At 75.1% G+C, this 25,522-nt stretch carries 13 protein-coding genes; 11 read left to right on the top strand and 2 right to left on the bottom strand.

Translation table 11 applies throughout. The features are described 5' to 3' along the window. Positions 1 to 87: 87 nt before the first annotated feature. Positions 88 to 687 carry a YdeI/OmpD-associated family protein gene (locus RIM90_RS19405; RefSeq protein WP_309061992.1) on the bottom strand — a complete coding sequence of 200 codons (600 nt, stop codon included), beginning with the start codon at positions 685 to 687 and terminating at the stop codon, positions 88 to 90. A 152-nt stretch (positions 688 to 839) separates the two neighbouring features. Between RIM90_RS19405 and RIM90_RS19400 the strand changes: the two genes are divergently transcribed. The 4 genes from RIM90_RS19400 to RIM90_RS19385 all read left to right on the top strand — a co-directional run bounded on the left by RIM90_RS19400 (position 840) and on the right by RIM90_RS19385 (position 10,563). Next, positions 840 to 1,265, top strand: a complete 426-nt coding sequence (locus RIM90_RS19400) for a group II truncated hemoglobin (RefSeq protein ID WP_309061993.1) — start codon at positions 840 to 842, stop codon at positions 1,263 to 1,265. Between the two features lie 4 nt (positions 1,266 to 1,269). Further along, positions 1,270 to 1,974 carry a 3-oxoacyl-ACP reductase FabG gene (fabG, locus tag RIM90_RS19395; RefSeq protein ID WP_309061991.1) on the top strand — a complete coding sequence of 235 codons (705 nt, stop codon included), beginning with the start codon at positions 1,270 to 1,272 and terminating at the stop codon, positions 1,972 to 1,974. A 340-nt stretch (positions 1,975 to 2,314) separates the two neighbouring features. Further along, complete coding sequence (locus RIM90_RS19390) at positions 2,315 to 9,799, top strand: non-ribosomal peptide synthetase (protein ID WP_309061990.1); 7,485 nt, start codon at positions 2,315 to 2,317, stop codon at positions 9,797 to 9,799. Beyond that, positions 9,796 to 10,563: an alpha/beta fold hydrolase gene (locus RIM90_RS19385; RefSeq protein WP_309061989.1), complete on the top strand. Its 768-nt coding sequence runs from the start codon at positions 9,796 to 9,798 to the stop codon at positions 10,561 to 10,563. The genes RIM90_RS19390 and RIM90_RS19385 overlap by 4 nt, the downstream gene beginning before the upstream one ends. 2 nt (positions 10,564 to 10,565) lie before the next feature. On the opposite strand, the gene RIM90_RS19380 is transcribed toward RIM90_RS19385, so the two are convergent. Next, on the bottom strand, positions 10,566 to 11,360 hold the full coding sequence (locus RIM90_RS19380) for a 4'-phosphopantetheinyl transferase superfamily protein (RefSeq protein ID WP_309061988.1): 795 nt from the start codon (positions 11,358 to 11,360) through the stop codon (positions 10,566 to 10,568). A gap of 151 nt (positions 11,361 to 11,511) precedes the next feature. Between RIM90_RS19380 and RIM90_RS19375 the strand changes: the two genes are divergently transcribed. The 7 genes from RIM90_RS19375 (at position 11,512) to RIM90_RS19345 (ending at position 25,483) form a co-directional block, all read left to right on the top strand. Next, positions 11,512 to 12,288 (top strand): enoyl-CoA hydratase-related protein, encoded by a 777-nt coding sequence (locus RIM90_RS19375; protein ID WP_309061987.1) that lies wholly within the window; start codon positions 11,512 to 11,514, stop codon positions 12,286 to 12,288. Then, positions 12,285 to 13,148: an ACP S-malonyltransferase gene (gene fabD / locus RIM90_RS19370; protein WP_309061986.1), complete on the top strand. Its 864-nt coding sequence runs from the start codon at positions 12,285 to 12,287 to the stop codon at positions 13,146 to 13,148. The genes RIM90_RS19375 and fabD (RIM90_RS19370) overlap by 4 nt, the downstream gene beginning before the upstream one ends. 77 nt (positions 13,149 to 13,225) lie before the next feature. Further along, on the top strand, positions 13,226 to 19,504 hold the full coding sequence (locus tag RIM90_RS19365) for a beta-ketoacyl synthase N-terminal-like domain-containing protein (protein ID WP_309061985.1): 6,279 nt from the start codon (positions 13,226 to 13,228) through the stop codon (positions 19,502 to 19,504). Positions 19,505 to 19,563: 59 nt separating this feature from the next. Beyond that, complete coding sequence (locus RIM90_RS19360) at positions 19,564 to 21,099, top strand: MDR family MFS transporter (RefSeq protein WP_309061984.1); 1,536 nt, start codon at positions 19,564 to 19,566, stop codon at positions 21,097 to 21,099. Positions 21,100 to 21,139: 40 nt separating this feature from the next. Further along, positions 21,140 to 22,027: a DUF6039 family protein gene (locus RIM90_RS19355; protein ID WP_309061983.1), complete on the top strand. Its 888-nt coding sequence runs from the start codon at positions 21,140 to 21,142 to the stop codon at positions 22,025 to 22,027. Further along, positions 22,027 to 24,471, top strand: coding sequence for an ACP S-malonyltransferase (gene fabD, locus RIM90_RS19350; RefSeq protein WP_309061982.1), 2,445 nt, complete (start codon positions 22,027 to 22,029; stop codon positions 24,469 to 24,471). Before RIM90_RS19355 ends, fabD (RIM90_RS19350) begins: the two co-directional genes overlap by 1 nt. An 88-nt stretch (positions 24,472 to 24,559) precedes the next feature. Beyond that, the gene (locus tag RIM90_RS19345; protein ID WP_309061981.1) at positions 24,560 to 25,483 is read left to right on the top strand and encodes a DUF6039 family protein; all 924 of its coding nucleotides are present in this window, start codon (positions 24,560 to 24,562) and stop codon (positions 25,481 to 25,483) included. Positions 25,484 to 25,522 lie beyond the last annotated feature (39 nt).

Here is a 25,522-nt window from a genome sequence, read left to right as displayed (position 1 = left end):
CGGGTGCCCGGGCCGTCGGCCGGGGAACAGCCGGGCCGTGCCGCGACTGCCGGCCGCCGGCGCCGGTCGCTCCCGGTACCGGACCGGTCAGGGATAGATCTTCTTGTTCTCGGCGAGCATGGTGACGTACTTCTCGATGCGGGCTGCCCGGGTCTCGGGCTTCTTGGCGTCCTGGATCCGGTAGAGGATCGCGTACCGGTTGCGGCTGTCGAGCGTGGAGAAGAAGTCACGTGCCCTCGGGGACGCGTCCAGGGCCGCCTGGAGGTCGTCGGGTACGGTCGCCTTGCTCTGACTGGCGTACGCCGCCTCCCAGCGGCCGTCCGCCTTGGCCTTCTCCACCTCGCGCAGACCGGCCGCCCGCATCCGGCCCCGCTCGATGAGTTCGGTGGCCTTCTGGCGGTTCACCTCGGACCACTTGCTGCCCGGCCGCCGCGGGGTGAAGCGCTGCAGCCAGTGCCGCTCGTCCAGCTTCTTCTTCTGCCCGTCGATCCAGCCGTAGCAGAGGGCGGACTCCAGCGCCTCCGCGTAGTCGACGCCGTCCAGTCCGGAGTCCTTCTTCGGGATCCTCAGCCAGACTCCCGGGACGGCTGCGTGATTGTCCTCCAGCCACTTCTCCCACGCCTCCTGCGTGGCGAAGACGAGGACCGGATCCGTCGCGTTCCGTGATCCACCAGACATGGCCCTCATGAAAACCCACCCCCGCGGCACGGTCAACCGGGGTCCTCCCGGCGGAGTCGTCCGGTGCGGGGCGACTGCGCACTCTTGAGCAGAAGCCTCCGCCCGCGCCACCTAGCGTGAACACGTCCCGAAACAGAGCGAGGAGGGCCGTTGTGGCGACCATGTTCGAGCACGTCGGCGGTGAGGCCACGCTGCGCAAGATGGCCGAGCACTTCCACGAGGCCGTGCTCGGCGACGAGTTGCTCGGCAAGCTCTTCCGGTACGGCAGCTCCCACCACGTGGACCACCTCACCGCCTTTCTGGCCGAGATGCTGGGCGGTCCGCGCCGCTACAGCGAGGAACTGGGCGGCTTCGAGTCGATCTACCGCGCCCACCAGGGGCTCGGCATCAGCGACGAGCAGCGCGACCGTTTCGTCGAACTCATGCTGGAATCCGCCGACGCCGTCGGGCTGCCCGCGGACGAGCGCTTCCGCACGGCCTTCACCCGTCAGATCGCACGGGCCGCGGGGTTCTCCACCCGGGTCTCGCGCGGCGAACTCGACCACTTCTCCGCGCCCTACCCCGAGTTGGTCGCCTGGGAGTGGTGAGCCGGTGAGCAGGTCGGTACTGGTCACGGGCGGCAGCCGCGGCATCGGCGCCGCCATCGCCCGCGCGTTCGCCGCGGCGGGCGACCGGGTGGCCGCCACGCACCGCGGCAGCGGGGTGCCCGACGGCGTGGCGGGGGTGCGCTGCGACGTCACCGACGAGGCGTCCGTCGACCGGGCCTTCACCGAGGCGGAGGCCCTGCACGGGCCGGTCGAGGTGCTGGTGGCCAACGCGGGCGTCACGGACGACACCCTGCTCATGAGGATGGACGAGAAGACGTTCACCCAGGTCCTCGACACCAACCTCACCGGCGCCTACCGGGCTGCCCGCAGGGCGGTCGGGCCCATGGTGCGGATGCGGCGGGGACGGATGATCTTCATCTCCTCGGTGAGCGCGTACGCGGGGGCCGCGGGCCAGGCCAACTACGCCGCGGCGAAGGCCGGTCTGATCGGGATGGCCCGCTCCCTCGCCCGGGAGCTGGGGTCGCGAGGCATCACGTGCAACGTCGTGACGCCGGGCTACGTCCGTTCCGACATGACCGCACGGCTCACCGACGCCCGCCGCGCCGAGCTGCTGCGGCAGATCCCGCTGGGACGCACGGCGGCCCCCGAGGAGGTGGCCGATGTCGTGACCTTCCTGGCGGGGCCCCGGGCGGCCTATGTGACCGGGGCGGTCGTCCCCGTCGACGGCGGACTCGCCATGGGCCACTGACGGAACGGCTCCCCACGGCCGTCGGTCCGTGCCGGGCGGACGAGAGGCACGCGACGGGCGGACGGGCCGCGGTCGGCGGGGGCCTCGACGGGCGGACGGGAAGCACGGGGCGACGGAGCCGCACGAACAGGCACGCGCGAGAGCGCGACAGCGGACGAGGGAGCGGAAGGGCACGGGCATGGACGCCGAGGTCACCGGAGAGACCGTTGCGCACGGGGACGAAGCCGGAGCCGGCGGGGGCGGCACGCACACGGGCGGGACCGGGAAGGACACAGCACGGACAGGGGAGGGAGAGGGGGGCGGTGCTCCCGGCGACCGGTCCGCCCGTCACGCCTCGCTGGTGGCCGAGGTGACCGCCCTGCTGCGGCGGCTGCTCCCCGCCGAGGCGGCGGAGGAGGACACCCGCTCGCTCGTCGCCGCCGGCGTGGACTCCATGTCGGCGGCCCGGATGGTGGTGGAGATCCAGGAGGAACTCGGGGTCGAGGCGCCGCTGGGGTGGCTCTCCGAGCCGGGTGGCGTACCGGCCCTGGCCGACCGGATAGCGGCGGCCGTGGCCCGCGCCGAGCAGGATGCTCACCCGGCGGCCGGAGCGGCCGCTCCCCCCGCCCCGCGGACACCCGGTTCCGCCACCTCACCGGCAGCCGAGGGCACAGCTGTCGCACCGGATTCCTCCGACGGCCCACGCGTGCCCGCCCGGGAGGAAACGGTGACCGTACGCCCCGACGGTTCCGTCGTGGTGCGCCCGGACCCCGGCCGCCGCCACGAACCGTTCGGGCTGACCGCCCTGCAGGAGGCGTACTTGGTGGGCGGGGCCCCGGAGTTCACCGCCGACTCCGTCGGCTGCCACCTGTACCGCGAGTTCGAGGTGGACGGGCTCGACCCGGAGCGGCTGCGGGCCGCGCTGCGGGAGACGGTCCGGGACCACGACATGCTGCGCGCCACGATCACGGGCGGCCGGCAGTCCGTCCGCCCCACGACGCCCGAGGCGGCCGAACTGCCCTTCCGCGTCCACGAAACCACCGAGGAGGGCCGGGACCGCCAGGTGAGGCGGATCCGGGACGCAATGGCGCACCGCAGCCAGGCGCCGGGCACCGGACCGCTGTACGCGGTGGAGGTCAGCTGGGTGCCGGGCGGCACGTCCGTCGTCCACCTGGACGTCGACGCGCTGCTCACCGACGGGCGCGGCCTGGAGCTGCTGCTCGCCGACTGGTGGCGCCACTACACCGGCCAACCGGGACGCGCCGTCGAGCCGGACGCCGGCCGACCCTCCGTACGCGACTGCGTCACCGCGCTGCTCGCCCGCCGCGGCACCCCGGCCCACCGGGCGGCGCTGGAGCACTGGAGACGGCGGCTCGACCGGCTCCCGGACGGCCCGGACCTGTTCGACACTCCCGCCGGCCCCGGGCGCCGCCTCCCGCTCACCGCCGAACTCGACGCACACGAGTGGCGGTCACTGCGCCGGCGCGCCGCGTGGGCCGGGGTGTCACCGACCTCGCTGCTGCTCACCGTCTTCGCCCGGGTTCTGGGCCGCGGCTCCCGGCGTCCGTTCTCCCTCGTCCTCACCGTCAGCGAGCGAACCGGGCTGCCTGCCGCCGCCGACGGCCTCATCGGCCCCTTCACGTCCAACCTCGTCTTCCCCGTGCCGGAGGAGGCACTGGGCGGCGGACCGGTGGACGAGGCCGCCGGCGAGGTCCACCGGCTGCTGTGGACCGACCTCGGGCACACCGCCGTCGGCGGGGTGGAAGCGCTCAGGGCCCTGCGCGCCGCGCCGACGCTGCCGGTCGTGTTCACCAGCATGCTGGACCTCGAGGAGGCCGACGCAGGATTCGCCGCGGCTCCCGGATACGCCGTCAGCGAGACCAGCGGCGTCCACCTCGACCACCAGCTGCGTCTGCGCGGCGGCAGGCTCGAACTGCGCTGGGACGTCACCGAGACCGCGCTGCCCGGGGCACGGGCGGAGCGGCTGTTCAGCACGTACGTCAACGCCCTGCACCTGCTCGCCGCCCAGCGGCCCGGGGAGGCACGCACGGTCCGGCCCAACGCCTTGCAGCAGTCGTACTACGTCGCCAGGAGCGGCACCGGCGAGCCCGAGGGCTGCCACGTCCACCAGTCCTTCGTGGTGCGCGACCTCGACCTCGGCCGGCTCACGGGCGCCTGGCTGCGCCTGATGGCGGCGTACGACGTCCTGCGCACCACCGCCCTGCCGGACGGCACCCTGCGCATCGACCCCGAGCCGCCCGCCCACTGGCGCGTCCCCGTCCACGACGCCGACGGCGAGGACGCCGAGGTGGCTCCGTGGGACGCCGCCGCCGCCGCCGACGACGACGACGCCGACGCCGACGCCGTGGCGGGGACGGAGGGCGCGGGCGACGGGGCCGTCCGGGCCGGCCTCGGCCGGCCGCCGTTCCCGCTCGGCCACGGACCGCACGCCGACCTCCGGGTCGTGCGGCGGGCCGACGGGAGTGCCGCTGTGCACCTGACCGTGGACCTCGTCGTGGCGGACGCCCGCAGCATCCACCTGCTGGGCCGCGAACTGTGGCGGCTGTACGCCGACCCGGCGGCCGTCCCGCGTCCTGTCGCGGCAGCCGGTCCCGGGTGCTCCGGCACGCCGCAGGAGCACCGGGAGCACTGGCGGCGACGCCTGGACGCGCTGCCGGCCGCGAGCCCGCTGACGTCCGGCGGCCCGGCGCGCCGGGAGGGAGAGCGCAGGCCGCCCCGCCGGATCCGGCTGGAGACGCGGCTGCCCGACTGGGGACGGGTGAAGAAGCGCGCCGCCGCGGCGGGCGTGACCCCCGACGCGCTGCTCGCGGCCGCGTTCGCCGAGGCCCTGGCCGGCGCGGAGGGGACCGGCGCGACCGAACCGTTCGCCTTCACGGTGGTGCGCTGGCCCTCCCGGGCCGAGCAGTCCCGGCCCGGCGAGTACACGGCGCTCAGCTGGCTGCCCCGCGAGCCGGACGGGCGGACCGTGTGGCAGCGGGCCGCCGTCTACCAGCGTCTGCTCGCCGAGGACGCCGAGGCCGACGGGGTCCCGGCCCTCACCGAGCAGCGCCGCCGCGCCGCCCGCGGCACCGGCTTCTCGTACCCCATCGTGTACACGTCCGTCTTCGACCTGTCCGACCTGCCGCTGCCGCCGGGCGTCACCGCGGGCCCCTGGAGCACCTGCACCCCCGACGTGTCGCTGGACTGCGTCTCCCTCGACGACGGCGACACCCTGACCGTCGGCTGGGACGCCGTGCCCGGTGATTTCCCCGACGGAGCGCTCCAGCGGGCGTTCGACGCGTTCCGCGCGCTGTGCCGGGAGCTCGCCGCCGATCCTCCCGGCGACCCCGGGCACCGGCTGCGGGCGCTCCAGGCGTGGAACGACACGGCGCGTCCCTTCCCCGCGGAGGGGCCGGCGCACATCTACTTCGAGGAGCAGGCCAGGGACCGCCCCGGGCACATCGCGCTGCGGTGGCGCGGCGGGACCCTGTCGTACGGCGCGCTCAACGCCTGGGCGAACCGGATCGCCTGGACGCTGCGCGACCACGGCGTCGGGCCCGAGTCCGTGGTGGCCGTCCGCACACCCCGCGGACCCGCCATGGTCGCCGCGGTCCTCGGCGTCCTCAAGGCGGGCGGCGCCTACCTGCCCGTCGACACGCGCCTGCCCGGGCAGCGGGTCGCCGCCATGCTGCGCACCGCGGACGCCACCCTGCTGCTCACCGCCGACGGCGCACCGCCCCTCGCCGCCGTCGAGGACGTGAGTTGTCTGCCGACCGACCGGACACGGCTGCCCGACGGCCCGGAACGGCGTCTCGACCCGCCGCACACCACCGGGCCGGACAACACGGCGTACGTCATCTTCACCTCGGGCAGCACCGGCGAACCCAAGGGCGTCACCGTCAGCCACCGGCCCGTCCACAACCTCCTCCACTGGTGCCACCGGCTGCACGGCTTCGGACCGGACGACACCGGGCTGTGCGTCACCTCGCTCGGATTCGACCTGTCGGTCTTCGACATCCTGGGCCTCCTGGGCCGGGGCGCCGGACTCTACATCGCCGACGAGGAGCAGCAGCGGGACCCGGAACTCCTGCTCGACGTGCTCGTACGGGAGCCGATCACCTTCTGGAACTCGGCGCCCACCACCCTCAACCAGCTGCTGCCGCTGCTGCCGCGGTACGCGGGCCGTCCCGGCACCGACGACCTGCGGCTGGTCTTCCTCAGCGGCGACTACACGCCCCTGCCGCTGCCCGACGCGGTGCGCGCCGTCTTCCGGCGGGCGAAGATCGTCAGCCTGGGCGGCGCGACCGAGGCGACGGTGTGGTCCAACGCGTTCACCGTCGACGAGGTGGACCCCGCCTGGCGCGGCATCCCCTACGGCCGTCCCGGCGACAACGCGCGCTACTACGTCCTGGACGAGCGGCTCCAGCCGTGTCCCCCCGGTGTCGAGGGCGACCTCTACATCGGCGGCGACTGTCTCGCCGACGGCTACCGGGCGCGTCCGGCGCTGACCGCGGAGCGGTTCGTCCCCGACCCCTTCGGCCTCGTGCCGGGCGCCCGTATGTACCGCACGGGCGACCGCGCGCTGTGGGACGACACGGGCCTCATCCATTTCCGCGGACGGGCGGACCACCAGGTGAAGATCCGCGGCTTCCGCGTCGAACCGGGCGAGATCGAGCACCGGTTGCGGCAGCACGGGGCCGTCCGGGACGCGGTGGTGCTGGCCCGGACCGATCCCTCGGGGGACCGCAGGCTGGTGGCGTACGTGCAGCCGTCGGGTGACGAACTGCCGGCGACCGCGGAGCTGCGGAAGTTCGCCGCCGCGGCGCTGCCCGAGTACATGGTGCCGAACGTGATCGCCCGCGTGGACACGTTCCCGGCCACGCCGAACGGCAAGCTCGACCGCGAGGCACTGCCGTGGCCGCTGCCGGAGGCGGGCGGCCGTCCCGCCCGCGCGCAGCGGCGGGCGGGGCCCGCGGCGGACCCGGAGGGCGCTGCGCGCGCGGGCGCCGGGGCGGGGGCGGACGGCGTCGCCCGCCCGACCGGGGAGACGGACGCGGGGCGACGAGGAGAAGCGCGGGGGGAGATGACAGCCGGGGTGCCGGACGCGGACACGGTTGGCGTGAGGGCCGAGGAGGGCGCCACGCTGACGGCCGGTGAGCGGGGCGGCCAGAGGGCCGCGGTGCCGGCCCGGGAGACGACCGGGGAAGAGGCCGCGGCGCCGGCCCGGGACGGGTCCGGCGCGGCGGCCGGGACGGAGACCGGCGTGAGGCTCGAGCCGGCGGCCCGCGGGACGGGCGTCAGGACCGCGGACGCCGAGGCCGTGGAGGCGACGGCACCGGGGCGGGCGGAGCTGCGTGAGGAGATCGCCGCGCTGTTCGCGGAGCGGCTCGGTGTTCCGTCCGTCGACCCCGCGGCCGACCTCTGGGACCAGGGAGCCACCTCGTTCACCCTCGCCCAGGTCTCCACCGTGCTGCACGAGCGGTACGGGCACCGGGTGCCGGTGTCGGCGCTCCTCGAGGACCCCAGCGCGGACGCGATCGCAGCCCACCTGGCCCGGCTCCTCGGCGCGGCGGAACCACCCGCCCGGGATGAGAGCCGCAACTCCGGGGCCGGGCGAGCCGGTTCACCGCCCGGCGAAGGTCCCCGCTCTGCTCCCGCGCAGGCCGAGCACGAGCACCGTGGTACTCCTCCGGAGGGAACCGGGTCCAGGGCGGCGGACGGGCCCGGGCCGGTCGACTTCTTCTCCGCGCTCGACCGCGCCGCCTTCAAGGCGGCCGGCTGGGCCCGGCGCGGACCCGCCGACCCCGATCGTCTCCTCCCGCTGGAGCCGGTGGAGTACGAGCAGGTGCGGTACGAACGGCGGGCCGCGTGCCGTGAGTTCGGCCAGAGCGCGGTCGGCCGTGAGCAGCTGACCCGGTTGCTGGCGCTGCTGCGGCCGGTGCGCGTGGGCGACCGCGAACGCCGTCTCTACCCGTCCGCCGGGGACACCTACGCCGTCCAGGTGTACCTCCACGTCCGGCCGGGACGCGTCGCCGGGCTGGAGGCGGGGCTCTACCACTACCGGCCCGAGGAACACGCCCTGGAGCTCCTGGCGGAGGGGCCCGGGCCCGACCGCGGCGGTCATGTCTTCTACAACCGGCCGCTGTTCGACGCCGCCGCGTTCGAGCTCTACCTGATCGGCCAGCTCCGGGGGATCGCCCCGCTGTACGGCGACGACAGCGCGCGTTACCTCGCCGTCGAGGCGGGCTGCATGGCGCAGTTGCTGACGACCTCCCAGACGGAGACGGGGCTCGGCCTGTGCCCGGTCGGTGCTCGCTCCGTGGAACGGATCGCCGGTCCCCTCGGCCTGGACGACGGACACCGCTTCCTCCTGTCCTTCCTGGGCGGCCCCCTGCCCCCCGAACCGCCCGCGCCCGCGGCGCCCGGAACGCCCGAACCGGCTTTCCGGAACGCGCAGCCGCACGGACCGACGACGGCAGAACCGGCCGGGCGGGCCGCGGCGACCGGATCCGCGAGGACGCCGACGGCCGTCGCCGTGGCCGTCACCGGCGCGGCCGTACGGCTCCCCGGGGCGGACGGGCTGCGGGAGTTCTGGCGGCTGCTCGACTCGGGCCGGTCGGCCGTGGGCGCCGTGCCCGCGGACCGGGTCCGCACGCTGGGCGGCGGGAACGGGCGCCCCCGCCCCGAGGGCGGTTACCTCGGCGTCGAGGACGGCTTCGAACCGGAGCTCTTCCACATCGCACCGGCCGAGGCACGCACCCTCGACCCGCAGGTCCGCATGGTGCTGCGAGCGGTGTGGGAATGCCTGGAGAACGCCGGGCACACGCCGGAGAGCCTGCGCCGCGCCGCCCGCCGGATCGGCGTGTTCACGGGGGTGATGTGGCACGACCACCGGCAGGCCGGCGCCGACGCGCACCGCGCGGGCGGGCAGGCGACCGTGGCCGCGCTCGGCTCGGACATACCGAACCGGGTCTCCCACTTCTTCGACTTCCGCGGCCCGAGCGTCGCCGTGGACACCTCCTGCTCCTCGTCCCTGACGGCGCTGCACCTCGCGGTGGAGGCGCTGCGCCGCGGCGAGTGCGACGCGGCGATAGCGGCCGGGGTCAACGCCATCGCCCACCCCTACCACCTCGACGTGCTGACGGACCTCGGCGTCGTCGCGGCCCACCCCGCGGCCGGGGCGTTCGACGCCGGGTCGTCCGGCTGGTCCCCGGGCGAGGGCGTGGGCGCCGTACTGCTGCGCCGCCTCGAGGACGCCGAACGTGACCACGACTGCGTACGCGCGGTCGTCGAGGCCACCCTGAGCGGACACGCGGGGCGTGCCGCGCGGTACGGCGCGCCGCGTCCGCAGGCCCTCGCCGACTCCCTGCGCCACCTGCTGGACCGGGCGGGGGTGCCGCCGGAGGCCATCGGGTACGTGGAGTGCGCCGCCGCGGGAGCGGGTGTCGCGGACGCCGCGGAGATCGAGGCGCTGACCCGGGTGTTCGCGTCCCGGGCCGAACGGGGCACCGTACTGCCGGTGGGCACGGTGAAGCCCGCGGTGGGCCATCTGGAGTCGGCCGCGGGCATGTCACAGCTGGCCAAGGTGCTGCTGCAGTTCGAGCACCGCCGCATCGTCGCGACTCCGGCGGGGGACGGCGAAGGGCTGTTCTCCTGGGAGGGGCTGCCGGTGCGGCTCGCGGACCGGCCGGAACCCTGGACACCGGAGCGCCCGGGGGAACCGCTGCGCGCCCTCGTCAACGCGGTGGGGGCGACGGGCAGTTACGCCCATGTCGTGCTGCGTGAGCCCGGGGCGCCCGGTGCGCCGCGCGAGAAGACCGACGCAGAAGGAGGGACGGTGCGGTGACGGCCGGATCGTGGATCGCGGGCGGGCCCGGGCGCAGGGCCGACGCCCCTGTGCGCCTGCTGTGCTTCGCCCACGCCGGCGGGGGAGGGGGCTTCTTCCGGCCGTGGGCGTCGGCACTCCCCGGCGTCGACGTGTGCCCCGTCGTGCTGCCGGGCCGCGAGTCCCGGCTCAGGGAACATCCGTACACACGGGTGAGCGACCTGCTGCCGGCGCTCGTCGACGGGGTCGTGCCCCACCTGGACCGCCCGTACGCCCTGTTCGGGCACAGCCTGGGCGCGGTGCTCGCCTACGAGCTCGCCCGGCGGCTGTCGCACGGCCCCGCGGCGCCCCCGGTGTGCCTGGTCGTCTCGGGGCGGCGGCCCCCGCACGCGGCACGGCAGGAGCCCGAACTGCGCCACCTCGACGACGACGCCTTCGTCACCGAGGTGGCCCGGTTGGGCGGCATCCCGGACGAGGTGCTGCGACAGCCTGACCTGCTGCGGCTGTTCGTCCCGGCGATGCGGGCCGACTTCACCCTGAACGAGACGTACCTGCCGCTGCCCGGGCCGCCGCTGGAGATCCCGGTGGCCGCCCTCACCGGTGACCGGGACCCCCGCGTGACCCCCGAGGAGATCGACGGCTGGCGTGAGGTCACCCGGGGCCCCTTCACGCGCCGGGTGTTCGAGGGCGACCACTTCTACCTCAAGGGCGCCCGGGCCGACGTCATGGCGGCCCTGCGGGCCGAACTGGAGGCGGCGGCCGGGACCGCCCCGAGGACCGGCTGACGTCACCGCCCGGATCCGCCCGGCGGGACGGCCTGTCCGGCGCGCGCCACCGGAACACCGTGCAGCACGGCCCGGTGCGCCGCCACCCGCGCCCCGGCGTGCACGGCCACGGCAAGCGAGTGCGTCGGCGTGGGAGCCCACTGTGCCAGCCACCACTCCTGTGGCCGCTCGCCCAGCTCCGGTGCGAACTCCGCCCGGATCCCGGTGGTGCCACCGACCCGGTCGGCCACCGCGAAACCGCACTGCGACAGCGGCAGCGACAGGCCGCGGCCGCGCGCCTTGACGTACGCCTCCTTCAGCGTCCACAGCCGGCAGAAGGCGGCCGGGCGGGCCGCGCGCTCCAGTCCCGCGAGCCAGCTCAGCTCGCGCGGTGTGCACACCACCCGGGCCAGCCGCATCGGGTCCGTCGCCCGGTCCGCCGCCTCCACGTCCACCCCGCACGGCGCCCCCGCGGTCACCGCGCAGGCGACCAGGCCGCGGGTGTGCGAGAGGCTGAACCGCAGCGGCGGCCGGACGCGGGGGGCGGCGATCTCGGGTTTCCCGCGAGGCGTCCGCCGGAATTCCCACGCCGTGGCGGGCACGTCCGGCACACAGTGGCTCAGCGCCGACCGGACCAGCGCGTGCGCGGCCGTGAACGCCAGCCGGTCCTCGGCGCGCACCAGGCGGCGCAGCCGTGCCCGCTCCTCGTCCGACAGCGACTCCTGCCCGGCCGTGCGCCGCGCCCCGGCGGCCGGCGCGTGCGGGACGTCCACCCAGACGTGGGTCTCGTCGGCATCGATGACCGGCAGGTGCGTCACGGCGGCTCCTCGTCGCTCGGGTCACGCGCGAACGTGCGCAGCATGCCCCGCACCCGGCCCGGCCGCCTGCTCAAAGGTGAGCAGACCCGGCCGCGCCGCCCCGGTTGGATCGGTGGCGACGACGTCGGCAGCCGCAGACGAGGAGGAGGCCGTGGAGTACCGCCGTATCCGCGTGGAGCCGTCGCGTGGTGTGCTGAGGGTGACCCTCGGCGCGCCCGCGCTGGACGCCCGGACGGTCGCCGAAATCCGCGGCGCCCTGGACGCGGCGGAGGCGGACCAGGACTGCCGGGCGGTCGTCCTCGCCGGGCGGCCGGGTGTGTTCTGCACCGGGATGGACCTGCGCGGCGGCCTGGACGACGACACGGCGCCGGAGGAGTTCGGTGCGCTGCTCAGACGGCTCACCCTGGTGCCGCGGGCGGTCGTGGCGGAGGTCGACGGACAGGTGTCGGGCGGCGGGGTCGGCCTGGTGGCCGCCGCCGACCTCGTCCACGCCACCCCGCGCAGCTCCTTCGGGCTGCCGGAGGCGCTGTGGGGTCTGCTGCCCTGCGCCGTCCTGCCTTACCTGGCACGCAGGATCGGACCCGGCAGGGCGACCACCATGGCCCTGACGACCCGCCCCCTGACCGCGGCGGAGGCGTGCACCCGCGGGCTCGTCGACGAGGTCGGCGACACCCCGGAACCGTGGCTGGCGCAACTGCTCGTGCGGCTCGGGCGCATCGACCCGCGCACCCTCGACGCGGCCAAGCGGTACGCCGCCGAGCTGTGGCCGGTCACCGAGGAGACCGACCGGCTCGCCGCCCGTGAGTTCGACCGGCTGCTGACCGGTCCGGTCGCCCGTGAACGCCTGACGGACTTCGTGACGACCGGGCGGCTGCCCTGGGAGCGTGCCGGCACCGCGGCGACCGCCGGAAAGGGGGAGCGGACATGACGGTGGCGTGGGTCTTTCCCGGGCAGGGCGCCCAGCGGCAGGGCATGGGGCGGCAACTGCTCGACCGCTACCCGGACCTCGTGGCCCGCGCGGACGCCGTCCTGGACGTCCCCGTCCGCGACCTGTGCCGGGGGGACGACGAGGCCCTGCAGTCCGACACGCGGTACGTCCAGCCGGGCATGTTCGTCATCAACGCGCTTCACCTGGCCGCGCTGCGCGAGTCGGGCGAGGAGCCCCGCTGGCTCGCCGGGCACAGCCTGGGCGAGCTGAGCGCGCTGTACGCGGCCGGCTGCTTCGACTTCGAGACCGGACTGCGCATGGTGGTGCGCCGCGGGGAGCTCATGGCACAGGCCCGTGGCGGCGGGATGCTGGCGGTCGTCGGACTGCCGCTGGAGCGCATCACCGCCGTCCTGGCCGCCGAGGGGGCCACCGACGTGGACGTCGCCAACCTCAACTCCCGCGCCCAGGTGGTGCTGTCCGGGCCCCGGGACTCCCTGCGGGCGCTTCGTGACCCGCTGCGCGCCGGTGGGGCGCACAAGTGTGTGCTGCTCAACGTCAGCATCGCCGCCCACTCCCGCTACATGGCCCACGCCGCGGCCCTGTTCACCGACCACCTGCGCACGGTCGACTTCCGGCCGCCACGCGTCCCGGTCGTCACCAACGCCGACGCCCGCCCCCGGACCACCGCCGAGGGGCTCGCCGAGCACCTCGGCGCGCAGTTGCGCAGCCCCGTCCGCTGGGCCGACACCATGCGTTTCCTCATCGGGCACGGGGTGCGCACGCTGCGGCAGGCCGGGCCGAGCAGCACGCTGGACAAGCTCTGGGAGGCGGCGCTGGCGGACTCGAATGCGCACTGTTGAGCAGACAACGCCCCCGCCTCGGCAGCAGGTTGGGGAAGACACGTGTGGGACCCGGGAACCGAGGGAGCGAGGGGGACATGCAGGGCCACGGTCTGGACCGGCACGGCACGGCGGAGCACACGGTGATCCTGTCCGCGGCGGACGCCGACCGGCTGCGGCGGTACGCGGGGGCGCTGTACGACCACCTCACCGAGGCCGCGGAACACGGCACTGCGCCCTCCCTGGCGTCGGTGGCGTTCACCCTCCAGACCGGCCGGGCCTCCCTGGCGCACCGGCTCGCGATCCGCTGCGCCGGAACGGAGGAGTTGCTGGGGGCGCTGGCCGCGGCGGCCGCCGGGCGGCCCCACCCCGCGGTGTCCGCGTCGGTCGTCGAGCCCGGCACCGAACCGGGCCCCCTCGCCGTGCCGCCGCGCGACGAGCACGAGGCGGCACAGGCGTGGCTCGCCGGGCACACCGTGCGGTGGGAGGACTTCCGGCGCGAGGGAGCGACCAGGACACCGCTGCCCGGGCACCCGTTCGGGGAGGCCCGCGCGGACCGTGCCGCCACGACGCCGGCGCCGCGGGCCGGCCGCGAAGCGCTCCGCACGGCGGTGGAGGAGTACCTCAAGGCGTGCTACGCCGAGGTGTCGGAGATCCCCGTCGAGCGGCTGCACGCGCACGTGCCGCTGGACCACTACGGGCTCAGCTCCGCGCTCGTCGCCCGGCTCACCGCCCGGCTGGCCGATGACCTCGGGACGGTGTCGCCCACGCTCTTCTTCGAGCACCGCGACCTCGCCGGAGTGGCGGGCGCACTGCTGGACCGCGACGGGCCGTGGCGCCACCGGGCGGAGGAGCGGGCCGGGCGGGCCCCCGCGCACGAGTCCCGTGCGGAACGGACCCACGCGGAACGGGCCCCTGGACGGAGCGGCGTCGCCGTCCCCGCCGGTTCCGGTGAGCAGGCCGTGGCCATCGTGGGGATCGCCGGGCGCTATCCGAAGGCGCCGGATCTCGAACGGTTCTGGGACAACCTGGTGGCCGGACGCGACTGCGTCGACCGGCTGCCCCCCGAACGCCACCGCCCCGGCTGGCCGGTCGACGACATGTGGGGCGGATTCCTCGACGGCGTCGACCTCTTCGACCCCCTGCTGTTCCAGATCACGCCGCGCGACGCCGCCCTGATGGATCCCCAGGAGCGCCTCTTCCTGGAGACCACCTGGAGAGCGCTGGAGGACGCCGGGTATCCACGGACCCGGCTCCGTGAGCAGCACGGCTCACGGGTCTCGGTGTACGCGGGCAGCATGTACAACGAGTACACGTACTTCGGGGTGGAGAGCACGCTGTGCGGCGTCCCCCGGGACACCGGCTGCGCCATCGGCGGCATCGCCAACCGGGTGTCGTTCCACTTCGACCTGCGCGGCCCCAGCATGACCGTCGACACCATGTGTTCGTCCGGCCTGGTCGCCGTCCATCTCGCGGTGCAGGCGCTGAGGCGCGGCGAGTGCGAGATGGCCGTCGCGGGCGCGGTCAACCTCTCGCTCCACCCGAACAAGTTCCTCCAGCAGCGCAGGATGCGGCTGACCGCGTCCGGCCGCCGCTGCCGCAGCTTCGGTCGGGGCGGCGACGGTTTCGTGCCCGCGGAGGGCGTCGGAGTGCTCGTGCTCAAGCCGCTGGACCGGGCCCTCGCGGACGGCGACCGGATCCACGCGGTGGTCCGCGGCAGCGCGGTGCTCCACATGGGCCGCACCAACGGCTGGATCGTCCCCAACCCCGCCGCCCAGGCCGAAGTGGTCGCCGAGGCGCTGCGTGACGCGGGCCTCGCCCCCGCCGACATCGGCTACATCGAGGCGCACGGAGCCGGTACCGAACTCGGTGACCCCATCGAGATCGAGGGCCTGACCAGGGTGTTCGGCGCCGCGGGGCTGCCGCCCGGGAGCATCCCGGTCGGCTCGGTGAAGTCGAGCATCGGCCACGTCGAGGCCGGGGCGGGCATCGCGGCGCTCACCAAGGTCCTGCTCCAGATGCGCCACCGCCGGCTGGCGCCCTCCCTGCACGCCGAGGAACTCAACCCCGGCATCGACTGGGACGCGGTGCCGTTCCGGGTCCAGCGGTCCGCCGACGAGTGGCGCGCCGCGCCGGGCGCGCCGCTGCGGGCCGGCATCAGCTCCTTCGGCGCGGGCGGCACCATCGCCCACCTGGTCCTCGAGTCCCACGAATCCGCGCGGCCGCGTCCGGCCCCGGCCGTGCCGGACGGCCGGCCCCGGCTGCTGGTCCTGTCCGCCCAGGACGAGCGGCGCCTGCGGGAGTACGCCGGGGAGCTGGCGGAGCATCTGCGCACCGTTGCGGGCAGCGCGGCCGAACCCGCCCTCGACGACCTCGCCTTCACGCTGAGCACCGGGCGCGAACCCCTGCGCGAGCGGCTGGCGTTCGTCGCCCGGGACACGGCCGGGGCCGCCGAGGTGCTCGGCCGCCAAGCCTCCGGCGACGACTCGTGCGTCCTGCGCGGGCGCACGCCCGGCCCCGGCGCGTCGACCGGCCCCGTCCTGCCCGCGGAGGACTTCGCGGAGGGTTCCGCGGGGGAGGAGCACGAACTGCGCGCACTCGGCGCGCACTGGGTCGCCGGCGGCCCCGTGGACTGGGCACGGCTCCGCCCGGCCACCGGGCCCGCGCCGCGGATCGTCCCCCTGCCGGGCCACCCGTTCGCCAGGATGCGCTGCTGGGCGGAACCGGGTTCCGCGGCCGGCCCGGCCGCGCCCTCGCCGAACGCGCCCGAGCCGTACTCCGCATCCGCCGGCGCACCGGTGCCCCCGGCGGCGGGCGCGGGAGCCGTGCCCCACGACCGGGCGGAGTACGGAGCGGCCGGGTCCGGACCCGAGCACGCTCCGGCGCACGACCACCCCGGCCGGACCCCCGAGATTCCGCTGTTGCGCCGTACCTGGGCCGAGAGCGCGGCCGAGCCGGACCCGGCGGTGGTCGACGGGCCGCTGCTGTGCCTGTTCACGGACTCCACCGAAGCGGTCGCCCGGGAGCTGGTGCGGGCGGCGGGTCCGGAGCGGATCGTGCTCCTGCGCCGGGGAGCGGACCGCGGGGACGGCGTCCCCGCGTACACCGGCGAGGCGGGCGCGGTCACGGCCGTCGGCGAACTGCTCGCCCGCCACCCCGACCTGGCCGGCTGGATCGACCTGTGCGACCACACGGCCGACGCGGCCGACGGCGGGGAGGACACGGACGGCGACTGGACCGCCCGGCTCGCGGCGCTGCGCCGACTGGTGTCCTACCGGGCGGGGCACGGACTGCGCGTGCTCCACGTCACCCGCGGTCTGCGCGGTGTCGGAGGAGTGCCGCCGCGGCTCGCCGGTGCCAGGCTCGCGGGGTACGTGCGGATGCTCGGTGCCGAATACCGGCGGGTCCGGGCCACCACGGTGGACACCGACCTCGGTGCGGCCGACGCACCGGCGCTGGCCCGGCAACTGCTGGAGGAGGTGGCGGCGTACGACCGCTACGGCGAGGTCTGCCACCGCGCGGGCGCCCGTCTGGTGCCGTCCCCGGTGCCGGTGGTCGCCGAGCACCGGCCGCTGCGGATACCCGGGCACGCCGTCCAGGTCCTGACCGGCGCCACGCGCGGAATCGGCGCCCGGGTGGCGCGCCACCTCGTCGCGTGCGGCGCGCGGCGGCTGGTCCTGCTCGGCGCCCGTTCGCTGCCGCCGCGCGAGCAGTGGTCGCGGCCCGACCTGTCGCCGCGGGCCGCCGAAGCCGTCGCCACGGTCCGGCGGCTGGAGGCCATGGGGGCACAGCTGCGCCTGCACGCGGGTGAGCTGACCGATGCCGCCGGGGTCGGCGCCTTCCTGGACGGCGTCCGCCGGGAGTGGGGTCCGGTCGCCGGGGTCGTGCACTGCGCGGGCCGGGTGGCGGAGGGCGATCCCGCCTTCGCCCACCGGGGGGCGGTACTGGCCCGCCGGGTGTGGCGGCCGAAGGCGGACGCGCTGGCCGTGCTCGCGGACGCCTGCGCGACGGACCGGCCCGCGTACTTCGTCACCTTCTCCTCGGTGTGCGCGGCGGTGCCCCGGCTCGCCGCGGGCGTGTCCGACTACGCCGCCGCCAACGCCTACGCGGACTTCTTCACCGAGGACCGGGTGCGCCGCGGCCGGACGGAGTTCCGCAGCATCGACTGGCCCATGTGGGCGCAGAGCGGACAGGGCGCCGGAGGGCCCAACGTCTGCGAGCCCGTGGGCCTGGCCGCGCTCGACGACGAGGCGGCCCTGCGCGTCCTGGAACGCGTGCTCGCCCTGCCGGACGGCGGCACGGTCCTGCCCTGTCCGCCGCTGCCCGGCGTGGACGTCGATCGCACGGCACTGCTCGCCGTCCGGCCGCACGAGCCGGGCAGCGCGCGCACGGCGAGTCCGGAGCCGGCGCCGGAACCGCAGCCCGTGCCGGTCCGGGACACCGACCCGGTGCCCGCACCCGCCTCCCCGGGCACGGGCACGCCCGTACCCCCCGGCACCGGCCGCGACCTGCCGCCGGCGCCCTGGCTGATGGAGCTCTTCGCCGAGAACCTCGGTATCCCGGTGGGGGAGCTCGACCCGACGGCCGATTTCGCCGAACTCGGTGTGGAGTCGGTCCTGCTGGGCGACCTGCTGCAGCAGATCGAGGAGCGGGTGGGCCGGCCGCTCGAACCCTCCACCCTGCTGCGCCACAGCACCGTGACCGCGCTCACCCGCCACCTCGCGACCCTGCGAGAGCCCGACCCCACGCCCGGGCCCGGGAGCGCGGCGGATCCCGAACCCGTCACCGTACGGGGACCCGGACACGACACGGGGCCCGGGCAGGCCCTCGTCCCCGCCGCTGCCGACCCGGTGCCGGCGGCCGTCCCGGCCGCGTCCGATGCGCCGTCCGCCCCTGCCCCCGCCTCCCCGGGCGCGGACACGGCCGCCGCCCCCGGTGGGGCCCCGGACCCTCTCCCGGCCACCGTCCCCGACGGCAGGATCGCCGTGATCGGCCTGGCCTGCCGCTTCCCCGGCGCGCCCGACGTCGACGCCTTCTGGGCGGACCTGGTGGCGGGGCGCTGCCGGGTGACCGAGGTGCCGCCGAGCCGGTGGGACCACCACACGCTGTATGCGCCGACACCGCAGCCCGGCAGGTCGCTCAGCAAGTGGGGCGGTTTCCTCGACGGCATCGAGGACTTCGACCCGGACTGGTTCGGGATGACCGACGACGAGGCGACCGCCCTCGACCCGGCCATCCGCCTCTTCCTCGAGGCGACCGCCTGCTGCCTCGCCGAAGCCGGTTACACCGACGGCGAGGTCTGGGGCCGGCGGGTCGGGGTCTACGTCGGCGGCCGCACCACCCCGTACGGGGAGCGGGCCGGGATACGCCCCGACGGCCTGCAGTCGGACCCCAACTTCATCGCCGCCCAGGTGGCCCACCGTTACAACTTCCGCGGACCGTCCATGGTGGTGGACAGCGCCTGTTCCTCCTCGCTCGTCGCCGTCCAGCTCGCCTGCCGCGCGCTCGCCGCGGGAGACGCCGAGATCGCGGTCGCCGGCGGCGTGGAGGTACTGCTCGACGAGCGTCCCTACCTGGAGTTCAGCGCCGCCCGCGCCATCTCGCCCTCCGGCCGGTGCCGCACCTTCGACGAACGCGCCGACGGCTTCGTCCCCGGGGAGGGCTGCGGGGCGGTCCTGCTCAAACCGCTGCGGGCGGCCCTCGCCGACGGTGACCGGATCCACGGGGTGATCGACGCCGCGGAGGTCAACAACGACGGCAACACCATGGGCGTCACCACCCCCAACCCCGACGCCCAGGCCGAGCTGTTGCGCCGGGCGCTCGCCGCCTCCGGGCGCCACCCGGAGGAGATCGGCCTGCTGGAGGCGCACGGCACCGGCACGCTGATCGGCGACCCGATGGAACTGCGGGCCCTGACCGACGTGTTCCGCGAGCGCAGCCGGCGCGAGGGCTGGTGCGCGATCGGGAGCGTGAAGTCCAACCTGGGGCACCTGCTGTGCGCCGCGGGCATCGCCGGGCTGCTCAAAGCGGTCCTCGCGGTACGGCACGGGCAGATTCCGCCGACCCTGTTCTGCGAGACGCCCAATCCCCGCTTCGACTTCGCCCGTTCGCCGTTCTACCCCGTCACCCGGCTGACCACCTGGGCACCCGACGGGGCCAGGGTCGCCGGCGTGAGCTCGTTCGGGCTCGGCGGCACCAACGCCCACGTGATCGTCAGCAGGCCGGACCCGGCCTGGCGGGCCGGAGGGCCGCCACCGCGGGAGCCGCTGCCGCTGCCCGCCTTCCGGCGGCGCCGGCTCTGGCTGGACGCACCGGGCCGGACCCCCGTGGTGGCGTCCCTGCTCGACCTGGACTTCTCCCCGGCGGGCACGGGCTGACCCGGCGGTCCGCGACGACCCCCGCAGCACCGTACGAACGAGGCGACACGAGGTGAGTGATGAGCGCACGGCCTGAAGGCACCCCGACGAGCACCGTCCCCGCACCCGCGGAGGCGGCGGGGATGCCCGCACGCCGGGCCCGGCTGGTGGTCGGCGGCGTGATGACGGGCATGATGCTCTCCGCCCTGGACCAGACCGTGGTCAGTACCGCGCTGCCACGGATCGTCAGCGACCTGGGCGGTCTGTCCCGGCTGTCCTGGGTCGTCACGGGCTACCTGCTGACCTCCATGGTGGTGACACCGCTGTGGGGCAAGCTGTCCGACATGTACGGCCGGCGCCCGGTGTACCTGGCGGCGATCGGTGTCTTCCTGGCCGGTTCGCTGCTGTGCGCGGTGGCCCAGGACATCACGCAGCTGGTCGTGTTCCGCGCCGTGCAGGGCCTCGGCGGCGGTGGCCTGTTCGCCCTGGCCATGACCGTGATCGGCGACGTGGTCCCCCCGGCCGAACGCGGCCGGTACCAGGGCTGGTTCGGGGCCGTCTTCGGACTGGCCAGCATCGGCGGCCCCGTCCTCGGCGGATGGCTGGCCAACGGACCGGGCTGGCGCTGGATCTTCTGGATCAACCTGCCCATCGGTCTGTGTTCCCTGCTGGTCGTGGCCAGGCTGCTGCGCGTCACCACGGTGCGCGGGCCGCAGCGCATCGACCTCGCCGGCGCCGCGTTGATCACCGCGGGCGTCACCGCCGTACTGCTCTACCTGGACCGGGCGGCCGACGACCACGGCTGGGGCTCGCCGGCCGGGCTCGGCCTGCTGGCGGCCGGAGCGGCCGCCGGGGCGCTGTTCGTCCTCGCCGAGCGCCGGGCCGCCGATCCGGTCATCCCGCTGCGGCTCTTCGCCAACCGGGTGTTCCGCGTCGCCGGGGTCTTCGGCTTCCTGGCGGGCGCGGCCATGTTCGGCGGCATCGTCTTCCTGCCCGTCCACCTCCAGGTGGTCAGCGGTTTCTCCGCCACCCGGGCCGGCCTGGCGATGCTCCCCGCCATGCTCGGCATCGTCGCGGGCACGACCGTGGCCGGACGGCTCATCTCCAGCCGCGGACGCTACAAGGCGTATCCCGTCGCGGGCTCCGTCCTGCTGGTGGCCGCCACGGCGCTGCTCGCCCGGCTGCGCCCGGACACCCCGTACCTCTGGACCGCGCTGCTCGCCCTCGTCTTCGGCGTCGGCGTCGGCCTGACCACCCAGCCGGTGCTGACCGCCGTGCAGAACAGTGTGGAGCCCCGCGACATGGGTGCCGCGATGGGCACCGCCAACTTCTTCCAGCGGATGGGTGCCGCGATCGGCACGGCCGTGCTCGGCGCGGTCTTCGCCGCCCGGCTGGAACACCACCTGGGCAGCGGGACGGCGGCCGCACGGGTGGACTCCCAGTCCGTGGAAGCCGTCCGCGGGCTGGCCGAACCCCTCCGCTCGGAGGTCGTCACGGCCTTCAGCCGCGCCCTCGACGACGTCTTCCTGGCCTGTGTGCCCTGCGCCGTCGTCGCGTTCGCCGTCTCCCTGCTCCTGAAGGACACCCCGCCCCGCGACCGGGCCCCGTCCCAGTGAGCCCCCGTCAGCAACCACCTCTCGCAAAGGAGTGCACACCGTGACCGACAGCCCCGCCCGCGCGATCCGCCCGGCCCTCCACCAGACGCCCGTCTCCGCCGACAAGGTGCTGCACTCGGGCAACGCGGGCTTCATCATCGCCCGCAGCTGTCAGCTGAAGAACCGCTACGTGGCCGAGGGGCGGAAGTTCTTCTCCGACGTCATCGGCTACATGAACCAGTCCGACCTCAACGGCGCCTCGTTCTTCTGCTACGAGGAGCTGGCCGGCACCCGGCACAAGCTGCACTGGCTGATCCACTGGAACAACCCCAACGACTACGCGATCAGCCTGGAGATGGTCGACCACGACAAGGGCATGATCGACCTGCTGGAGTCGGACCGGGTCAAGGACGACGACGGCATGGGCGCCTGGGGCCGCATGGTGGTCGACGGCACCATGCGCGAGGACATCCTCGTCCCGCAGCACGGCGCCCACCACGAGAGCGAGGAGGAGGCCGACCACGGCGACTGCTGGGTGGACCCGGCCTGGGTGCAGTGCGCCCAGCCGCGCGACGAGCAGCTCAACTCCGCCACCGCGCAGCTGGTGGTGCACCGGGTCGGCGAGGCACGGCACGAATTCCGCAAGGAGGCCCGCTACTTCGCCTTCGCCTGGCAGAACCACGTCAACAAGGTGTTCGCCGGACGCGCCACGGCCTACCTGTACGAGGAGACCTTCGGCGTGATGGACCGGCTGCACTGGCTCGTCCACTTCCGGTCGTTCGAGGACTACCACGCGCTGCAGACCCTGGCCGACCACGACGAGGAGTACCGGGCCCTGTTCGAGCGCCCGTTCATCCCCCAGCACCGCGGCGGCGGCACCTGGGCCCGGACGTTCTCCGACGGCGGCCTGCACGACACCCTGCTGGTGCCCTACCAGCTGCCGGCCTGATGCGCGCCTGGCTGTTCCCGGGACAGGGGGCCCAGCGCGTCGGCATGGGCGGGGAGCTGTTCGACCTCTTCCCGGCGGAGTGCGCCGCCGCCGACGACGTGCTGGGCTACTCGGTCCGCGAACTGTGCCTGCACGACCCCGAGGGACGGCTCGGCCGGACCCGGTACGCCCAGCCGGCCCTGTTCGTCGTCGAGGCGCTGAGCCTGCTGGCCCGCCGGCGGAGCGAACCGGAGCCCGACTGGTACGCGGGACACAGCCTGGGCGAGTTCACCGCCCTCTGGGCGGCGGGCTGCTTCGACTTCGCCACCGGGGTGCGACTGGTACGGCGCCGGGGCGAGCTGATGGGACGTGCCGACGGCGGTCTGATGGCCGCCGTCCTCGGAGTGCCGGCGGAGCGGGTCGCCGAGGAGCTGGCGGCGGCGGGCGGCGAAGCGGCGGACGCGGAGATCGCCAATCACAACTCCGCCCGCCAGGTCGTGCTCTCCGGCACCCCCGGCGCGGTGCGTGCCGCGACGGGCCTGCTGACCCGCTCGCTGGGGGCCCGCTGCGTCCCCCTGAAGGTGAGCGCGGCCTTCCACTCCCGTCACATGGCGGACGCGGCCCGGGAGTTCGCGGACCACCTGCACGGCTTCCGGTTCGCCGACCCCCGGGTCCCCGTGGTCTCCAACGTGACCGGACGCCCGTACCGTCCCGGAGACCTGCCGGAGCTGCTGGCCCGTCAGGTCGCGGCCCCGGTGCTGTGGTGGCAGTCGATGAGCCTCCTGGTCCACGAGGGCGTCGACGAGGTCGCGGAACTCGGCCCCGGACGCGTGCTGACCGGCCTGTGGCGCGAGGCCGTACGGGAACCCGCGCCCCGCACGCCGTCCCCGGCCGGACAGCCGGGGACGGCACCGGGCGCCGGGCGCGAACCGTCCGCCACCGTGCGGGGCGCGGCTGTCACCGAAGGGCGCACCGCCGCCGGGAGAGCCGCCGCCACGGACGGCCGGAACGTGGCGGAGAGTCCGGGCGCACCGAACCGGGACGACGCGCCACCCCCGGTGATCGTCTCCCGGGTGCCCGTCGGGACCGGCGCGGCGGAACTCGGTTCCGCCGCGTTCCGGCGGGCGTACGGGCTCCGGCTCGCCTATCTGGCCGGATCCATGTACCGGGGGATCTCGTCGGTGGACCTGGTCGTCCGGCTCGGCGAGGCCGGGCTGATGGGCTTCTTCGGCACCGGGGGTCTCGACCTCGGTGAGATCGAGAAGGCGATCGGCCGGATCCAGGAACGGCTCGGCGCGCACGGCCGGTTCGGGATGAACCTCCTGCACGACCTGGACGACCCGCGGCGCGAGCGGGAGACCGTCGAGCTGTTCCTGAACCGGGGCGTGCGGCACGTGGAGGCCGCCGCCCACCTCGGTGTCACCGCACCCCTGGTGCGCTTCCGCTTCAGCGGCGCCCGCCGCACGGCGGACGGACGCGCGAGCGGACTGCGCCACGTCATGGCCAAGGTGTCCCGGCCGGAGGTCGCCACCGCCTTTCTCTCCCCGCCGCCCGCGGCCCTGCTGGAGCGGATGGTCCACGACGGCGACCTCACCGCCGAGGAGGCCGGGATCGCCCGGCGGCACCCGGTCGCCGGAGAGATCTGCGTGGAGGCCGACTCCGGCGGGCACACCGACGGCGGGGTGGCCCTCACCCTGGTGCCGTCCCTGGTGCGGCTGAGGGACCGGATCTCCGCCCGGCACGGCTACCCCGCCCCGCCGCCCGTGGGCGCCTCGGGCGGGCTCGGCACACCGGAGGCGGTCGCCGCGGCCTTCACCCTCGGCGCCGACTTCGTCCTCACCGGCTCGGTCAACCAGTGCACGCCCGAAGCGGGAACGTCCGACGCGGTCAAGGAGATGCTCGCCGGGCTCGACGTCCAGGACACCGCGTACGCCCCCTCCGGCGACATGTTCGAGCTGGGCGCTCGCGTCCAGGTGGTCCGCAAGGGGACCCTGTTCGCGGCCCGGGCGGGCAAGCTGTACGAGCTCTACCGGCGCCACGCCTCCCTGGCGGAGATCGACGAGCGGACCCTGCGGTCCATCGAACGCTCGTACTTCCGGCGCAGCGTCGACGAGGTGTGGGAACTGACCCGTGCCCACTACATCGGGACGGGCCGCCCGCACGTCGTGGAGAAGGCGGAGAACGATCCCCACCACCGGATGGCGCTCGTCTTCAAGTGGTACTTCGCGCACACCAACCGTCTGGCACTGGCCGGCGACACCTCCCAGCGGGCCAACTTCCAGATCCACTGCGGACCGGCCATGGGCGCGTTCAACAACCTCGTCCGCGGTACGGCGCTGGCCGACTGGCGCCGGCGCCACCCGGACGCCATCGCCGACCTGCTGATGTCGGGGGCCGCCCGGATCCTCGGCGGGCCCGAGGAGGAACCGGGCACGGCTCCGAAACGACCGGGAAGCGCGATGTGACCAGGACCGCGAGCAGATCCGTGACCAGGACCGCGAACAGAGCCGCGAACAGGGCCGTGACCAGGACCGCGAACAGGAGGAAGACCCCATGACACAGACCACCGCCAACTCCGCCCCCGCCTTCCGTCCCGCCGCCCACCAGACCGCGCAACCTGCCGACCGCCTGCTGCACTCGGGCAACGCGGGGCTGATCGTGGCGCGCAGTGCGCAGATCGCCCCCGGATACGGCGTCCGCGCCCGCGAGGCCACCCGGAAGATCGTCGAATCCTGCAACGAGCGCTGTGCCGGGGAGGCCACGGTCCTCGCCTACGAGGAGGCCTTCGGCGTCCGGGACCGGCTGCACTGGCTGGTCCACCTGCCGTCCCTGGAGCAGTACGGGGCGCTGGCGGCGGGTGGGGACGCCTCGGGCCTGTTCGGCGGCCAGGAGAGCGCCACCGGCGTCTGGGACGAGATGTTCGAGCCCGGCAGCGTCCGGGACACGCTGCTCATCCCTCACCGGTGGGGGATCTTCGGTACCGCGACGGAGGCCATGGCCCAGGACGAGTCCGTCAGCCCCGTGGTCACCGACCCGGTCCGCGGGCTGCCCCGGTTCGAGGTGCGGCCGGCGCGGGAGCAGACGGCCATGGCGCCCGACCGCACCCTGAACACGGCCACCGCCGGCGTGGTGATGCGCCGCACGGTGGACTTCGACTACCGCTTCCGCGCCGAGGCGAGGGTCTTCGCCCGTACCGTCGCGGAGAACATGAACCTCAACATGGAGGGCCTGGCCACCGTCTACCTCTACGAGGAGATGTTCGGCCGCATGGACCGGGCGCACTTCCTGATCCACATGGCGTCACTCGACGTGATGTACCTGCTGATGGGACTGGACGCGCGCACGGACCCGGACGCGCCCCGCGCCTCCTTCGTCCAGGACTGGGTGTCCATGGAGAAGGGCGGGGGAGCGTGGGACCGCATCATCGTGCAGGGCAGCACGCGGGACACCCTCTTCACCCCGCAGAACTGGAGCTGAGACCGGCACACGCCGCGGGGCGGGGGCCGGCCCGGCCCC

Origin of the sequence: Streptomyces sp. (assembly GCF_031181555.1) — a bacterium.
In the GTDB taxonomy this organism is placed as follows: domain Bacteria; phylum Actinomycetota; class Actinomycetes; order Streptomycetales; family Streptomycetaceae; genus Streptomyces; species Streptomyces fimbriatus.
Note: the sequence above shows the minus strand (reverse complement) of the source record. Positions and strands in the feature narration are given on the sequence as shown.

Bases quoted from the DNA above. Each gene is read 5' to 3' on its own strand.
- RIM90_RS19405 (WP_309061992.1), bottom strand. From the start codon at position 687: ATGAGGGCCATGTCTGGTGGATCACGGAACGCGACGGATCCGGTCCTC.
- RIM90_RS19400 (WP_309061993.1), top strand. From the start codon at position 840: ATGTTCGAGCACGTCGGCGGTGAGGCCACGCTGCGCAAGATGGCCGAG.
- fabD (WP_309061986.1), top strand. From the start codon at position 12,285: ATGACGGTGGCGTGGGTCTTTCCCGGGCAGGGCGCCCAGCGGCAGGGC.
- RIM90_RS19365 (WP_309061985.1), top strand. From the start codon at position 13,226: ATGCAGGGCCACGGTCTGGACCGGCACGGCACGGCGGAGCACACGGTG.
- RIM90_RS19360 (WP_309061984.1), top strand. From the start codon at position 19,564: ATGAGCGCACGGCCTGAAGGCACCCCGACGAGCACCGTCCCCGCACCC.
- fabD (WP_309061982.1), top strand. From the start codon at position 22,027: ATGCGCGCCTGGCTGTTCCCGGGACAGGGGGCCCAGCGCGTCGGCATG.
- RIM90_RS19345 (WP_309061981.1), top strand. From the start codon at position 24,560: ATGACACAGACCACCGCCAACTCCGCCCCCGCCTTCCGTCCCGCCGCC.